The organism is Clostridium sp. MF28 (assembly GCF_002969175.1).
Taxonomy (GTDB): Bacteria; Bacillota; Clostridia; order Clostridiales; family Clostridiaceae; genus Clostridium; species Clostridium beijerinckii.
In genome coordinates, this window is sequence record NZ_CP014331.1 from 41,319 (window position 1) to 56,056 (window position 14,738).

General features: G+C 27.9%; 11 protein-coding genes and 1 other annotated feature. Of the genes, 9 read left to right on the plus strand and 2 right to left on the minus strand.

Translation table 11 applies throughout. The features are described from left to right. Nucleotides 1-41: 41 nt before the first annotated feature. From AXY43_RS00165 to tyrS, 8 genes are all read left to right on the plus strand, one after another. Nucleotides 42-902, plus strand: a complete 861-nt coding sequence (locus AXY43_RS00165; protein ID WP_105410741.1) for a DMT family transporter — start codon at nucleotides 42-44, stop codon at nucleotides 900-902. 142 nt (nucleotides 903-1,044) lie between these two features. Further along, on the plus strand, nucleotides 1,045-1,461 hold the full coding sequence (locus AXY43_RS00170; RefSeq protein WP_023976532.1) for a flavodoxin: 417 nt from the start codon (nucleotides 1,045-1,047) through the stop codon (nucleotides 1,459-1,461). Between the two features lie 22 nt (nucleotides 1,462-1,483). After that, nucleotides 1,484-2,119 carry a DUF3793 family protein gene (locus AXY43_RS00175; RefSeq protein WP_023976531.1) on the plus strand — a complete coding sequence of 212 codons (636 nt, stop codon included), beginning with the start codon at nucleotides 1,484-1,486 and terminating at the stop codon, nucleotides 2,117-2,119. Nucleotides 2,120-2,659: 540 nt separating this feature from the next. Next, entirely contained in the window at nucleotides 2,660-3,199 is a 540-nt protein-coding gene (locus AXY43_RS00180; RefSeq protein ID WP_105410742.1) for an NUDIX domain-containing protein, read from the plus strand. A 619-nt stretch (nucleotides 3,200-3,818) separates the two neighbouring features. Next, nucleotides 3,819-5,162, plus strand: coding sequence for an MATE family efflux transporter (locus tag AXY43_RS00185; RefSeq protein ID WP_105410743.1), 1,344 nt, complete (start codon nucleotides 3,819-3,821; stop codon nucleotides 5,160-5,162). Nucleotides 5,163-5,491: 329 nt separating this feature from the next. After that, entirely contained in the window at nucleotides 5,492-6,454 is a 963-nt protein-coding gene (gene uvsE, locus AXY43_RS00190; RefSeq protein ID WP_105410744.1) for a UV DNA damage repair endonuclease UvsE, read from the plus strand. A gap of 229 nt (nucleotides 6,455-6,683) precedes the next feature. After that, nucleotides 6,684-7,709, plus strand: a complete 1,026-nt coding sequence (locus AXY43_RS00195; protein WP_105410745.1) for a transglutaminase domain-containing protein — start codon at nucleotides 6,684-6,686, stop codon at nucleotides 7,707-7,709. A gap of 124 nt (nucleotides 7,710-7,833) precedes the next feature. Further along, nucleotides 7,834-8,096: a binding site (T-box leader), on the plus strand. Nucleotides 8,097-8,187: 91 nt separating this feature from the next. After that, on the plus strand, nucleotides 8,188-9,399 hold the full coding sequence (gene tyrS / locus AXY43_RS00200) for a tyrosine--tRNA ligase (protein ID WP_105410746.1): 1,212 nt from the start codon (nucleotides 8,188-8,190) through the stop codon (nucleotides 9,397-9,399). A 98-nt stretch (nucleotides 9,400-9,497) separates the two neighbouring features. Here the strand turns inward: tyrS and AXY43_RS00205 are convergent, their stop codons facing one another. After that, nucleotides 9,498-10,679, minus strand: a complete 1,182-nt coding sequence (locus AXY43_RS00205; protein ID WP_023976526.1) for an AI-2E family transporter — start codon at nucleotides 10,677-10,679, stop codon at nucleotides 9,498-9,500. A gap of 101 nt (nucleotides 10,680-10,780) precedes the next feature. Continuing rightward, nucleotides 10,781-12,289 carry an exopolyphosphatase gene (gene ppx / locus AXY43_RS00210; RefSeq protein WP_023976525.1) on the minus strand — a complete coding sequence of 503 codons (1,509 nt, stop codon included), beginning with the start codon at nucleotides 12,287-12,289 and terminating at the stop codon, nucleotides 10,781-10,783. 203 nt (nucleotides 12,290-12,492) lie between these two features. Between ppx and AXY43_RS00215 the strand changes: the two genes are divergently transcribed. Next, nucleotides 12,493-14,550, plus strand: a complete 2,058-nt coding sequence (locus AXY43_RS00215) for an RNA degradosome polyphosphate kinase (RefSeq protein WP_105410747.1) — start codon at nucleotides 12,493-12,495, stop codon at nucleotides 14,548-14,550. Nucleotides 14,551-14,738: the final 188 nt, after the last annotated feature.

Genomic DNA, 14,738 nt, shown 5'->3' on the forward strand with positions numbered 1-14,738 from the left:
TGCGCTTTTATACTAATAAATATATACTAATAGGAGGACAAATGAAATTAACAAATTTAAGTAACAGAAAGAAAGGAATAATATTTATAACTGCATCTGCATTTGGGTTTGCAATGATGTCAGCATTTATTAAGATTTCTGGTGATTTGCCATCATTTCAAAAAACTTTTTTTAGAAATATAGTATCACTCATGGTGGCATTTGCACTAATATCAAAACATAGAGGAAACTTTTTTGGACAAAAAAATAATCAAAAGACATTATTGCTCAGGTCGATATTTGGAACCTTAGGAATTTTATTTAATTTTTACTCTATAGATAAATTAGTTCTATCAGATGCTAATATGCTAAATAAATTAAGCCCTTTCTTCGTAATTATTTTTTCGGGAATATTTTTAAAAGAGAAAGTGAATATAAAACAAATTATAGCAATAATTATAGCCTTTGTAGGAACTTTGTTCATAATAAAGCCTTCTTTAAACTTAGAAATAATGCCTGCAATAGCTGGAATTTTAGGTGGTGTCACTGCAGCAGTAGCTTATACATGTGTTAGAGCTTTAAGTGGAAAAGAACATCCAGAAACTATTGTATTCTATTTTTCTTTTATTTCTAGTGTAATTACTTTTCCATTAATGATAATATACTATGAAAATATGAATATAATGCAACTTATCTATTTGATTTTAGCTGGTATTTTTGCAAGTCTTGGACAATTTGGAATAACTTTAGCGTATAAGTATGCACCAGCAAAAGAAATATCAATATTCGATTATACAAATATAATTTTTTCGGCAATAATAAGTTTATGTTTATTTGGAATACTTCCTGATTACTTAAGTCTTGTGGGATATATTATCATCTTCAGTGCATCCTTATATATGTTTGTATACAATAAAGATTGATTATAAATAATATAAAAAATATTAGTTAAGGAAAAAAATATAAAATTTATTAATAAAACTTGACAAAAGTGGTTATATATAATATTATCTAATTGAGAATGATTTTCAAGATTATTTAAATAAATAGGGAGTGGTATAAGTAATGAAAATAGTATATTGGTCAGGAACAGGAAACACAGAAAAAATGGCAGAATTAATTGCAAAAGGAATCATAGAAAGTGGGAAAGATGTTAATACTATAAATGTCTCAGATGTAAATATAGACGAATTACTAAATGAGGATATACTTATTCTAGGTTGTTCAGCAATGGGAGATGAAGTATTAGAAGAGTCAGAGTTTGAGCCATTTATAGAGGAAATTTCAACTAAGGTATCAGGTAAGAAAGTTGCGCTTTTCGGTTCTTATGGTTGGGGCGATGGAAAATGGATGAGAGATTTTGAAGAAAGAATGAATGGATATGGTTGTGTTGTAGTAGAAACACCATTAATAGTTCAAAATGAGCCAGATGAAGCTGAACAAGATTGCATAGACTTTGGTAAGAAGATTGCTAATATATAATTAAATTTGGTGGTGATATGATATGAAATATCTAGATTTTTACAAAAGATTAGATTTAATGGATGAGAAGGAATATATAGAAAATTTCTTGGTATATAATTCATCATTAGTTATCGCAGGAGTTAAACCGGCTGTAACTATAAATTTGAAAAAAAGTAATGAAAAGATGTATATTGGCTGGAATGACTTCGGAAAAAAATTTATAAAGAATATAAATCTAAAATTCATAGAGTTAAGAGAAAATAATGATTGTATGATAATAATGATTTATGATGAAAATATATTAGAAAAAGAGTTAAATAAAAAATCACATATAGATTTTTTAGCAAACATAGGGTATCCTTCCCAAATAACCATAGATAGATATATTGATACATTAAAATTTAGATATAATAAATATCACTGCCCTCATGAACTTGGATTATTCCTAGGAATACCATTTGAAGATGTTAAAGATTTTATGGAATGTACTACTAAAAAATGTTTACTATGTGGATACTGGAAGGTATATAACGATAGTAAGAAAGCAAAGATGATTTTTAACACATATGACACAGTTAAAGAATATACAATAAATAATATGCTTGAGGGAAGTTTATCGCGTGACCTCGCTTTAAGTATAAAAAACTCCTTTTATAAAAACGCTGTATACATTTGATTATAAAAATTGTATTTAGCAAATAGATAATTTAGATTATTAAAATTAATTAATATAATTAAAACAGTTTTATCAAAATTTTGAATACAAAATAAAGTATTCTTGGTAACGCACACTACCATGAATGTGAGTAATTAACCACCAAAAGTTTAATATTTAGTGACCACACACCACTAAGTATTATGATTAAAAGATATTTGTTAATGTCCACACACCATTATAAATATCTTTATAAATAGTACAAACGAACAATTTCTATTTAATATAAAAAAGTAGATACATTTCATAAAATTCAAATATGGCCCACAAGGTTTGCAAAAACTTTGTGGGTTTAAATTTTTAATAAATTTTTACAATAATAGATAATTAAAGTATAATTTATTTAAGGATATTTTTCTGTAAAATAGTAAAAAATATAAAAAACATCATTAATGGCTAACTAAATTAATTATTATTTTAACAATATCTGGGCGAAATCAAAGATTTAGTAGATAAATTATTTATGGTATAGGGAATTTTGAAGAATAAGGATGTGAGAAAATGAATATTATGTTCAACAAACTTTTTGAAATAGACAAAGTAAGTGATTCAATCGAAAAAATCAATTTTAGGGAAGCAGTAAGAGGAATAATAATAAAGGATAAAAAGATTCTAATGGTACATTCCAAGAATAAGGATTATAAGTTTCCAGGAGGAGGAATGAAAAAGGATGAGGGGCATATAGATGCTCTGAAAAGAGAAGTGGAAGAAGAAACTGGATATGTTTGCAGCAAAATTGGTGATCAACTTGGAATTATAACAGAAAGAAGCAAAGATAAATATGTTAATAATAGAGTTTTTAAGATGATCTCTTACTATTACTTAGCAGAAGTATCAAATGTAAGGAAAGCTCAAAAATTGGATCCATATGAGGCTAAATTAAAATTTAGGCCAGAGTGGATACAAATAGAAGATGCTATTAATAATAATGAAAAAATAATATCATCAGGAGTAGAACCAATTCCAAACTGGATTTTTAGAGAAACTTATGTGCTAAAAGTGATAAGAGATTATGTAAATAGATTTAATAAAATAACATAATAATTAATACGTATATATTGATGTAATAAATTTATATTTAAAGTTTTAGTAAGTGAAATACTCATACGCAATTTAAATGTAGAAATTTGGTTAAAGAATATATATTAAAAAGCCTCGAAAGAAATGTAAGAAATTTTATGAATTAATTCATATTGCACAGAATATTAATAAAAACAAGTGTTAGTCAAAAGAAGAATAATCTACATACCTTATTTTAGTGATAAAGTATGTAGAGTAAGGTGGTGATTTTTAGTAATAAGTGATAAGATTATAAATAGTTATAAAAATTTTATATCAAAGAAAGAATGATATATGTTTATGAAATATTAACGATATGTCATTCTATTTGCGTGTTTTTATAAAAAATGTATTATAAATTATTGATTTTGGGATAGCGTGTATTAGAATACATTATGGAAGATGGAATTTATTATTGAATATATGAGCATTAAATTGTTGGAGCAGCGAGGAGTGATATAAAGACGAATATGAAGATATATAATGTGAATTGAAAATGGACAAGGGTAATAGCTATAAATATATAGCTTTAATTTTTGTTTAACGTTAACAGAAAAAACTAGTAACTTGGGTGTTTTACTAGAAGGAAGAAGGATATTGTGTGTTAATAAGAAAAGATGTTTTAAAGTTAGCAATACCTATAATGATAGAGCAAACATTTGTTATGTTATTAGGTACATGTAATACAATGATGGCAGGACATATTGGTGAACAAGCTGTATCAGCAATAGGAATGGTTGATTCTATAAACAATATGTTCATATCATTTTTTGCAGCTTTATCAGTTGGTGCAACGGTAGTGGTTGCGCAGCAGATAGGAAGAAATAAACCTAAGAAAGCAAATGAAACAGCTAAACAAGCTATTGTATCAGGTATTTTAGTATCATTAATTATAACATTGCTTTTGTGGATTTTCAGGATTAAATTAATTAATGTACTTTATGGTTCAGCAGAAGAATTAGTTAAAATCGATGCAAAACTATATTTGGAGTTTACTTTGCTTACGTATCCATTTATAGCAATAGAACAAATTGCTAATGGTATACTCAGAGGATGTGGAGATACAAAAACTCCTATGCAAATAACAATATTTATGAATCTTATAAATATTGCTTTAGGATATACATTGATATTTGGAATTAATGCATTGAACATACCATCATTTGGGATAGCTGGTGCGGCAGTAGCAATTGCAATTGCTAGACTTATTGGTACTTTAATTATAATGTTAGTTTTATTTAGAGGAAGTAAAATTATAAAATTAAAAAATATATTTCCATTTAAATTTGATATGGAAATACAGAAAAATATATTTAATATAGGAATTCCAGCGGGCATGGAACAAGTGATATTTAATGCAGGAAAATTAATAGTTCAGATGTTTATAGTTACAATGGGAACAGCATCTATTGCTGCCAATGCAATTTCATCATCAATTGCTATAATGATAAATGTTCCGGGAAATTCACTTTGTTTAGCAGCAACAACTTTTGTGGGACAGTATGTAGGGAGAAATGATATTAAAGGTGCAAAGAGTACATTAATATACTTGACTAAGTTTGGTACTATTTGCTTAGTATCTTTGGGATTGATTTTTATACCTATATCAAAATGGTTAGCATCTCTTTATACAAATGTTCCAGAGGTAATAAATATATCAGCAACATTAACTAGAAGCAACAGTATAGCATTAATTGCTTGGGGGATATCTTTCATACTTTCATCAGGCCTTAAAGGAGCTGGTGATACCAGATATACTATGCTAACTGCATTTATAGGTATGTGGATATTTAGAATATTTGCAGGTTATATTTTAGGTATTGTTCTAGGAATTGGTGTTTTAGGAATTTGGATTGCTATGTATATTGATTGGATTGTACGTGGACTTATGTACTGCTTTAGGCTTAGAGGAAATAACTGGCTTAAGCATAGAATTTCTGACTAAAATAGTTAAAAGAAGTTATCTAAGAATAGGAAAATAATAATGGATGATTAACATTAATTTTTATTATTTTTAGATAACTTCTTTTTGTATAGTTATAAGAAATTTGCAAAGATATTAAAAAAATAGTTATAATTTAAAAGAAAATGTTTACAATAATAACTGATGAGATTATAATAAGTAATAGAGTGTTTAAAAGTTTAAATTATTAAATATTAATCTAACTTTTAATACAACCTCTAATACTCATTAATCTCTTTACATATAATTGGACTCCACTTTGGAGTTCTTTTATTATGTTCAAGAAATATTAAGTACATAGGAGAAGAATTATGAGAATAAGGTTTGGCTATGTAGCAATTTCAATGAGGTTGGGTAAAAAGATTTCTAGTTCTAGCACAGTTACGTTTACAAATTATAATAAAATTATTTCTGAAAAGAACAAATTAGATAAACTAAAGAGTATAACACTATCTAACTTAAATGATCTAGAGAAAATACTTAATTATAATGTGGATAATCAAATACACTTTTATAGAATAACATCTGCGTTAATTCCTCTAGTTACTCATCCTGATGTTGGTTATTGGGGACATAGAGAGATTTTTAAAAAGGATTTTGAATTTATTGGAAGAATAATTAGGCAAAATAACATGAGAGTGGATACACATCCAGATCAGTTTAATGTTTTAAATAGTGCAAGTAATGAGATCGTTAAAAATTCTATCAGCAATTTAATGCGTCAAGTAGAATGGTTTGAGAATCTTGGGTATTTACATGGAAAAATGGTTTTGCATGTTGGAGGAGCAACTGGTGGAAAAGAGTCAGGAATAAGCAGATTCATTGATAATTTTTCTCTAATTCCAGAAGAAATAGGATCTAAATTAATTCTTGAAAATGATGATAAAATATATACGGCAAGGGAAGTTCTAGATATATGCAGGACTTTAAATCTTCCAATGGTCTTAGATGTTCACCATCACAATTGCAATAATAATGGTGAAAATATAGAGGACTTACTTGAGGAGATTTTTAATACATGGGATAATGAATTTTTCCCACCTAAAATACATTTTTCAACACCAAAAGACCACGATAAAGATAGAAAACATGCTGATTATATAAATGCAGAGGATCTTGTTGAATTCTTAGAAAAAGCCAAGGTTCTAGATAGGGATTTTGATATAATGCTAGAATGCAAGCAGAAAGATGAGGCACTGTATAAATTAGTAAAAGATATAAAAGTCATAAGACCACAATATAAATGGATCGATAACAGCACTTTTGAATTATAAAATAGTTTTAGCAACTACCTAGAAAATTTAATATTTTAGGTAGTTATTTTTATGAATATATATTTGAATTTAGCATCATTGATAATATTCTGATATAATAGATATATATGTTTTGGGAGGTAAATAATAATCTGGGAAGGAGGAAAGTATTGAATTGTGCTGCTTTATAACATAATATTAACAAAAATTATTCCAATGGGATTCATATGAAGAAAGAAGGGATTTATTGATGAGAAACGTTATTAGAAATCTATTACTTGGATTAATAATAATATCAGCAATAATGGGACAACCTGTTTTTGCAGCAGATAATGATTTAAACTCATATGTATATAACCATTTAGAAAATTGGGACACAGAGTTTCAAATTGATTATTATAAATCTGATGTATTAGAAGTGGTACAAAATATTGCAAAAGATGATGATTACTTAATGAGATCACTAGAGAAAATGGTCTATGAAAGAGTTGGAGATAAAGCAACATTAAAGGTTACTTATAGAACAACTAAAGATCAAGAGTTATATATTAATCAAGAGCTAACTAAAATAGTTAATTCTATAACTACCGATGGAATGAGCGATTTTGATAAGGTCAAGGCAATAAATGAATATTTAATAAATAGATTTGAATATGATGATAGTCTTGTATCTAATAATGCCTATTCTGCATTGACAACTGGAAAAACTACATGTCAAGGTTATGCCATGACTGCTTATAAAATGCTTAAATTAGCAGGTGTAGAGAATAAAATTATTATTGGAAATTTAGATGGCGTTCCTCATGGATGGAACTTAGTTAAATTAAATAATAAGTGGTATCATTTAGATGTCACAAATAATGATGCATTAGGAAATAATAAATATTTTCTAAGACAAGATAAGGTTCTAAAAAATGATGGATTTACATGGAAAGAAAGTGATTATCCAGAATGCTCTGAGGATTATAATTATGAGAATAATAAGGCAAGCAGTTATGCTGGATTATTATCTGAGCTTAAGTCAAATAAAGATGGTAAGTGGAATTTAGTTAATTCTGCGTGGTGTTTTATGGAAAACACAGGACGTTATGCAACTGGATGGAATATAATAGATAATAATTGGTATTACTTAGGCAATGATGGCATAATGAAAACAGGATGGATATACTCTAATGGAAAATGGTATTATTGTTATCCTGGAAGCGGGGCTATGGCTCTTAATTCCGTTATTGATGGAAAATATAGAGTTGATTCAAATGGAGCATGGATATCATAGCTGTAGCAATTAAACAATAAAGTTTATATTGACAAAAGCTTAAGTTTTTTGTATAATTTAAACAATTTAATATATCGCATAATAAGGAAAGTAATTTATTATATTTCTTTATTCTAGATTTTCAATAAAAGCAATGAAAAGAATAAGTAGAAATTAGTGATGCCATACAGAAAGTTACCGGTTGATGAGAGGTGCATGGAAGCTGGTTTTGAATACATCTTAGAGCTTCAAGCTGAAAAAAGTTTCTTTTGAGTAGGTGATGACGGAACCCTGCACCCGTTATAGTGCTAAAGTATAACCAAAATTTTGGCGTACTTGAAGAGGTTAATCGTGTGAGCGATTAATGAATTAAGGTGGTAACACGGGAGTTATACTCTTGTCCTTTATATTTTAAAGGACAAGAGTTTTTTTGTTGCAAATATTGAATCTTGTAACGCTTACTTATATTAAAAATAAGAAATATTTAGGAGTTAAGAAGATGAGAAAGAATACTGAAGAACAAATTAAAATTATAAGGAAAGGAGTTGCAGACATAATTAGCATTGATGATTTGGAGAAAAAGATTATTAAGTCGGCAAAAGAAGATAAACCTTTAATAATTAAGTTAGGTTTAGATCCAACTGCGCCAGACATCCATTTAGGTCATGCGGTTGTATTAAGAAAGATTAAGCAAATGCAAGATTTAGGGCATCGAGCAGTTATAATAATTGGGGATTTTACTGGTAAAATAGGAGATCCAACCGGAAAATCTAAAACTAGGAAGCCTCTGACCAAAGAAGAAGTAGTAGAAAATGCATTAACGTATCAAAAGCAAATTTTCAAAATTTTAGATAGAGATAAAACAGAAATTAAGTTTAATAGTGAATGGTTATCTGAACTGTCATTTGAAGAAGTTTTAAAACTGGCTGCGACTACAACAGTTGCAAGAATGCTAGAAAGAGAAGATTTTAAAAAGAGATATAATTCTAATACTCCTATTGGAATTCATGAATTTTTTTATCCTCTAATGCAAGGTTACGATTCTATTGCATTAAAGGCGGATATAGAATTAGGAGGAACTGATCAGACATTTAATATTCTTATGGGGAGAACATTACAAAAAAATGCTGGAATGGAGCAACAAACAGCAATATTTATGCCTATATTAGAAGGACTGGATGGAAAGGAAAAAATGAGTAAGAGTTTAGGAAATTATATAGGAATACAAGAATCAGCAGAAATAATGTTTAAGAAAGTAATGGAAATTCCTGATGATTTAATTATAAAATATTACGAACTTGCTACCGATGAGCATCCAGATAAAATTAGAGGAATTAAAGAAGAGTTGGATAATGGCAAAAATCCAAGAGATGTCAAATTTGAGCTTGCAAAAATTATAACAAGATTATATCACACAGAAGAAGAAAGTAAATTCGCACTTAAATATTTTGAAAATGTATTTAAAAATAAAAATATACCTGATGAGGTGCCTGAAATAAATATATCTTCTGAATGTAGCTTGTTAGAAGATGTTGGAAAAGTTCTTGCTAAAAGTAACTTAATAAAATCCTATAATGAATTTAAAAGGCTTTTAAGTCAAGGTGGAGTATATGTAAATATGCAAAAAGTATCTGATTTTAACAATATAACAATTAAAAATGGAGATATAATAAAGTTAGGCAAGAAGAAGTTTGTTAAAATAGTAAAGTAGCTAAAAGTGTATTAAAAGAATTAAATGAAAGAATATATACTATATTAAAAGAGGCACTCAATTGAACTGCCTCTTTTAATAAATTAATTCATAAAGAATTATGACTGCTTTTGCTTTTCTATGTAATTTTCGTACCAATTATTAAATAGAACTTTACATGAAGCAGCAACTGGTACAGCAAGGAGCATTCCTAATAACCCGCCTACATTGCCACCAATTAGTATAGCCATCATTGTAAATACCGCATGTAAACCTACACTATTTCCAACAATTTTAGGGGCTAGAAGATTATTATCAATTTGTTGTACAACTAGCATAGCAACTATGGCGTAAACTATTCTTATAGGTGTACCACTTAAAAGTCCCATAATAGCAGCAAGAATAGTGCCAATAATTGGGCCTACATATGGAATCATATTGCTTATTCCTGCAATTATACCAATTACAAAAGCGTAATCTATTCCAACAATTGAAAGTGCTATCGCTGATAAAACTCCAACGAAAAAAGCTTCTAGCAATTGACCGCGCAGGTACTTAGCAAAGACTTCATGAACAACTCTAAAAACGTAAATAATTTTATTGCCTAAAATACTTTTACCAAATACTAAATAATAAAGCTTATTCCATAGTGCTATAAAATATTCAGAATCCTTTAGAAGATATATACTAATTACAAGTGCAATAAAAAATGTTGCAACACCACTTCCAATTGACATTATATATGATGTCATATTTCCTAAGTTGCTTTCAACATATCTTTGTAAATATATAATTCCGCTAATAATATAAGGTTTTATATTATCTATAAAAGAATTATCCAGCCTATCTAAAGTCCCTTTTATGGATTCAGTTGAAAAGGAATTACTCTTTAAGTATAGGGAAATGTGTTGAGTCATATTTATAATAGTAGTATTATTTGATATCTGACCGCCTATCATAAAATAGATTCCTAAGATTAAGCCTGAAAATATACCAATAATTAAGACATATGTAATCATAATTGCTATAATTCTTCGAGTAGATGCCTTCTCTAATTTATATAGTCTGTTCTGCTTTAGAAAAGTTTCAATGCCTCTAGTTATAGGATATAAAAGATATGCTATTATGATACCGAAAATCAGCGGCTTAATTAAATTAGTTAAATACCCTAGAAAGTCAAATGCAGATCTAAATAATAATCCCATATTTAAAATAATTAAAAATGCTATATATAGTATAACTGCTGTAATAACTATATATATGGAATACTTGAATAATTTTTTATCAAATTCAATTTTCATATAACGGTACTATCTCCTTATTTTACTTTAACTTAATTTACTATTATATGAATTATATCATATTTTAAAGCAAATATATCATATAAATATTTAAGTAAAACCTATAATGGGATAATAGATAACTTTTTGTTGAAACATTTCTTAAAGTTTTCATCCATTTCCACAGGTAAACTATCTTGCATGTATTTAACACTACTCTTTGGAAGTGTTAACTTAAAAGTATCTTTCTGGTTTATAATTGTGACTTCGGATAAGCTATTATAAAAATACTTATCAATTTTATGAGCAAGACATAATATTATTGAAATTTTTTTGCATATTAGAATCTCCTCTTTTCTAAGGATATTTTTATATTCATCTGATAATTTGTAATCAAATTTACCGCTTAGTGCTATGGCGTAACCAAGCATTAATATTTGTTTATGTGTAAGTCCTGAAATTAAGGAGTTAATTATTATATATAAGCTGTGTTTATAAGCATGTTTTATGGAAATACTTATCCCCAAATCATGCAATTTAGCTGCTGCACCAAGAAGTTTATATTCTAATTCTAAAAATTCATAATTTGGTTTTTCAAGGTATTTAAAAAATACAAGAGATAAATCACGTATTTTTTCAGCATGTGAAATATTTAAGTCATTATTTGTTAAAATATTGTTCAATGAATAATCTAAAATATCAAGATTATCAAGATCTTTATTCAAGAGTTTTTCGTATAAAACACCTTCACGGATTCCATATTGACTAATTCTAAAAGCAGGACAATTGCAATAGTTCATAAGCATTACAAGTGCCGAGAAAGGTGCGGTAAATATGTCAGATCTTTCTCTAGGTAATCCCTTTAATTTTGCCTTTTGGTTCGTATTAAGATTGAGAACATATTCATGAATTATTTTAACTTCATCAAAAAGCATAGTATAATTATGGAGCAGATCAAGTGGATATTTAATAAATTTCTTGTGAATTTTACCAATCGAACGAGCTGTTCCGCCAATTCCTATTAAAGGCAAATTTTGAGCAAGCTTTAGCCAAGGTAACTTATCAAATTCATTAAATATAAATTTCTTAAATGCTGAAATAGTATTTTTGTCTGCTGACACATCAAAAGGAAATAGCTTAGTTAGTGGTATGGAGCCGAGAGGTAAACTTACTCCATTAAGTATTTTTTTATCTTTCATTAAAGTGATTTCCATGCTTGAACCGCCAATATCAATAAGTAAAGCATCCTTTATATCCATGGTAGCTTTGATTGTTATATATCCATAAGCTGATTCTTCAATTCCACTAAGAATTCTAATATCTAATTTAGTCTTCTCTTTTACCAAAGATAAAATATGATCTCTATTTTTTGCACGTCTGATTGCCTCAGTAGCAACTACAATTATTTCGACTACATCATTTTTCTCGCATAAAATCTTGAAGAATTCTAAAGTAATTAACAACTTACCTATTCCTTCATTTGATAAATTGTCATTTTCATCAATAAACTGACCAAGTCTTGTCATTCTTTTTTCTTCATCAATTATTTTAAATGAATTATTCTTATATATTTCATATACTAGAACCCTCATTGAATTGGAACCTATATCAATAACTGCGATATTTTTCATTGTTCACTCCTCCTCTATATAAAAATATGATAAAAAGTTAACTTGTATATAATAACATTTTAACTTAAAGTTAACAAAAATATTAGATTATATTAGTATACATTTAAATATATTACATTATTCAATGTGTATTTAAAATACTATATTTACAAATAATTAAATTAAGTTGAAAATGATTAGCTTATAGGATGAGGAGAATAATTATGGATGAAAATTATACATATGATAATTACGAAAATTTTTTTAATCGTGAACTTAGTTGGTTGGAATTTAATCAACGAGTTTTAGATGAAGCTAAGGATAATACGAACCCCTTATTGGAACGATTAAAATTTTTATCCATATCAAGTTCCAATCTCGATGAATTTTTTATGGTGAGAATTGGATCATTATATAGTCAAATTCAAGCAGGATTTGATGAAAGAGAAGTTTCTGGCTTAACACCAAGTGAACAGATTAGTAAAATACTTTATAGAGTTAGGGAGATGGTTAAGGACCAATATCATACATATGAGCATTTATATGACCACTTAGGTTCCAGAAATATAAGAATTTTCACGTATGATATGTTAAATGAAGAACAATTAGAATTTATAAATGACTATTATAAAAATATATTATATCCAGTTTTAACACCTATGGTAATTGATTCAGGTAGACCATTTCCTTTGTTGTTAAATAAAACATTAAATATAGGTGTTATATTAAAAGAAAGTAAGAGTGAACAAGAATTGTTTGCTACAATTCAAGTACCATCAGTTTTAGGGAGATTAGTTCCTATACCAGGAGGGATAGGTGAAAACTTTGTATTATTGGAAGATGTCATAAAAAGCCACTTAAAGGAATTGTTTGGATTTAAAGTATTAACAACAGCGTGCTATAGAATAACTAAAAATGCAGATTTAAGTTTAAATGAAGAAGGAGCAGAAGATTTGCTTGAAACAATAGAAGAATCTCTTAAGCAGAGAAGGTGGGGGCTTGCCGTAAGATTAGAAATTGAAGAAACAAATGATACCAGGATCATAAATAAATTAGAACAAGAATTTGAAATTTCGGAGGATCAAATATTTTGTATAAAAGGGCCAATTGATTTAACATTTATAAATAAATTATATAGTATTAAGGGATATAGTGAACTTAAGTTTGAGCAAATAAAGAGTCTGCAAGTTAAGGAATTACAAGAAGAGGATATATTTCAAGAAATAAGCAAGAAGGATATTTTTCTACACCACCCATATGAAAGTTTTTCATTAGTAGTAAAATTAGTAGAAACTGCTGCTCAGGACGAAAAAGTACTAGCTATAAAGCAAACCCTATACAGAGTAAGTGGGAATTCACCTATAATAGCTGCTCTTTCAAAAGCAGCAGAAAACGGAAAGCAGGTAACAGTATTAGTTGAACTTAAAGCTAGGTTTGACGAAGAAAATAACATTCATTGGGCAAGGCAGCTTGAAAAAGCGGGATGTCATGTTATATATGGTGTGATTGGATTAAAAACTCATAGTAAAATATTATTGATTGTTAGAAAAGAAAAAAAAGGTATTAAAAGATATGTTCATTTAGGAACTGGAAATTATAATGATGTAACAGCTAAATTCTATACAGACATTGGGATAATAACATCAAAGCCTGAATATGGAGAAGATGCATCAGTTATATTTAATATGCTTTCAGGATATTTTAAACCTGAAAATATGAGTAAAATAACTATTGCACCGTACGGATTACGAAAAAAGTTGGAGCATCTAGTTGAAAGAGAAACTGAGCATGCTAAAAATGGAAAGAAAGCAAAAATAATTGCAAAAATGAATTCGTTAGTTGATAGAAAACTTATGATAGCTTTATATAAGGCATCACAAGCTGGAGTTAAAGTAGAACTTATAGTTAGAGGAATTTGCTCATTAAGACCTGGAGTTAAAGGCTTAAGTGATAATATAACAGTGAGAAGCATTGTAGGAAGATATTTGGAACACAGCAGAATATATTATTTTTATAATAATGGAAAAGAAGACACATATATATCAAGTGCTGACTGGATGTATAGGAATTTAGACAAAAGAGTTGAAACTATGACAGTAATAGAAGATAATCTTATAAAAAAGGAACTTAAAGAAATGCTTGAATTATATATAAAAGATAATGTTAAAAGTAGGATATTGCTAGAAGATGGTTCTTATACAAAAATTAAAAGTGAAGGTAAAATTGTTAATGCACAGAAGGATATGATAGAGATTTGTAAAAAGTTTAATCAGAAAAGTTAGATGAATATATGATTTAAATAAATATGTTATATGTTGAGCAGAAGTGATATAAGCAAATAAAATTCGATAGAATTTAATAATTAGGATTCTTGAAAATGGAAATTAGCTTAAGTAGTGTTAAATAGAGATAAAAAAGGCTAAAGTGTTAATAGCTATAATCGATAATTAATTATAAGAATATAATTGAG

What these genes read in the sequence shown, in the direction of transcription:
- AXY43_RS00165 (WP_105410741.1), top strand. Translation starts at nt 42, where the DNA reads ATGAAATTAACAAATTTAAGTAACAGAAAGAAAGGAATAATATTTATA.
- AXY43_RS00170 (WP_023976532.1), top strand. Translation starts at nt 1,045, where the DNA reads ATGAAAATAGTATATTGGTCAGGAACAGGAAACACAGAAAAAATGGCA.
- AXY43_RS00175 (WP_023976531.1), top strand. Translation starts at nt 1,484, where the DNA reads ATGAAATATCTAGATTTTTACAAAAGATTAGATTTAATGGATGAGAAG.
- AXY43_RS00180 (WP_105410742.1), top strand. Translation starts at nt 2,660, where the DNA reads ATGAATATTATGTTCAACAAACTTTTTGAAATAGACAAAGTAAGTGAT.
- uvsE (WP_105410744.1), top strand. Translation starts at nt 5,492, where the DNA reads ATGAGAATAAGGTTTGGCTATGTAGCAATTTCAATGAGGTTGGGTAAA.
- AXY43_RS00195 (WP_105410745.1), top strand. Translation starts at nt 6,684, where the DNA reads ATGAGAAACGTTATTAGAAATCTATTACTTGGATTAATAATAATATCA.
- tyrS (WP_105410746.1), top strand. Translation starts at nt 8,188, where the DNA reads ATGAGAAAGAATACTGAAGAACAAATTAAAATTATAAGGAAAGGAGTT.
- AXY43_RS00205 (WP_023976526.1), bottom strand. Translation starts at nt 10,679, where the DNA reads ATGAAAATTGAATTTGATAAAAAATTATTCAAGTATTCCATATATATA.
- ppx (WP_023976525.1), bottom strand. Translation starts at nt 12,289, where the DNA reads ATGAAAAATATCGCAGTTATTGATATAGGTTCCAATTCAATGAGGGTT.
- AXY43_RS00215 (WP_105410747.1), top strand. Translation starts at nt 12,493, where the DNA reads ATGGATGAAAATTATACATATGATAATTACGAAAATTTTTTTAATCGT.